This window comes from Kitasatospora nipponensis, assembly GCF_039528135.1.
GTDB classification, from domain to species: domain Bacteria; phylum Actinomycetota; class Actinomycetes; order Streptomycetales; family Streptomycetaceae; genus Kitasatospora; species Kitasatospora nipponensis.
The window spans coordinates 1-1,440 of the sequence record NZ_BAAALF010000453.1 but is presented as its reverse complement, the minus strand read 5'-3'; the positions used below and the strand labels follow the sequence as shown (position 1 = coordinate 1,440).

General features: G+C 77.3%; 1 protein-coding gene. It reads right to left on the bottom strand.

What is annotated here, in order from left to right:
* Positions 1-1,440 (bottom strand): ALF repeat-containing protein (locus ABD323_RS41115; protein ID WP_344447207.1); only part of this gene is annotated, 1,440 nt, incomplete at both ends.

Here is a 1,440-nt window from a genome sequence, read left to right as displayed (position 1 = left end):
GCCGCGGTCGCCGAGGCCGACGGGCTGCGCGCGGACGCCTGGGCGGCCGCCGCGCTGGACTGCGCCTGCTTCGCGTACGCCGCCGCCTGGTCGGCCGAGGCCTTCGCCGCGGCCGCCGAGGCAGCCGCCGCCTTGGCCGCGTCCGCCGCCTGGTTCGCCGAGGCGGTGGCCTGGTTCGCCGCCGCGGCGGCGTCGTTGGCCGCACCGCGCGCGATCGCCGCCGACTGCGCAGCCTGCGCCGCGTACTCGCGCGCCAGCGCCACCGAACCGTCGATCTGCGACAGGTAGGAGTTGATCGTCGCCACGTGCGTGGCCGTGTCCGCATCGCGCTGCTGCGCCTGCGGCAGGCCGGTCTGCAGGAACGGCACCAGGCCCGAGGTCGGACCCGACAGCGCCGCCTGCGCGGCGACCTTCACCTCGGGACCGCCCGAAGCCAGCGCCTGGGTGATCAGCACGCGGTTGTCGTCGTCCCGCGCCTTGTACTGACCCGTGGCCAGAAACGCGCGCACGTCGTCGATGGTCCCCGACAGCGCCTTGCCGGCCGCCGCCTTCACACCCGGGCCGCCCGCCGCCATGATCTGCGACAGCTGCACCCGGTCGTCGTCGTCCTTGCCCGGGTAGGCACCCGTGACCAGGAAGTCGTGCACCTGCGCCGCCGTGCCCACCGACGCCTGCTCGGCCGCCAGCCGCTGCTGCAGGTTGGTCGACTGGGCCGCGATGTTCTGCGCGCTGACCCGGTCGTCGCGCTCCTGCGCCAGCGGCAGCCCGCTGGTCAGGAACGCCAGCACATCAGCGTCCGTGCCCGCCAGCGCGGACTGCGCCGCGACCTTCGCCCACGGACCCCCGTTGGTCATCAACCACACCGCGACCTGACGGCCCTTGACCACCGCGACCGCCGGGTCGACACCCGTCGCCGTCGCATCCGCCAGCAGCTGCTGGGTGTCGGCCGACAGCTTCGCCGCCTGCCCCGACTGCCAGGCCGCCGCCTTCTGCCGCTGCGCCTCCACCGCCGCCGCCGCGCTCGCCGAGGCCACCTGCGCCGCCTGCACCTCCGCGAGGCGCTCGGTGTCGGCCTCCGCCGAGATCGCCGCGACCTTGTGGGCCTGCGTGGCGGCCGCCTGCGCCGAGTCCGCCGCCGCACTCGCCTCGGTGGCCGCCGCCTGCGCGGTGTTCGCCGCCGTGGCCGCCTGACCGGCGTGCGCGGCCGCGTCGTCGGCCGCTGCCGCCGCCGCATCCGCGTGCCCGGCCGCGTCGTTGGCGGCCCGCTGGGCATCGGCCGCGGCAGCCGCCGCCTCACCCGCGATCTTCACGGTCGCGTTCGCCGCCCGCGTGGCCTCGGCCGCAGCGGCCTTCGCCGTCGCGGCGGCATCGCGCGCCGCCTGCGCCTGGGCGTCCGCGACACCCGAGTAGCCGGCCGCGTCCGCCGCCGCCTGCGCGGCC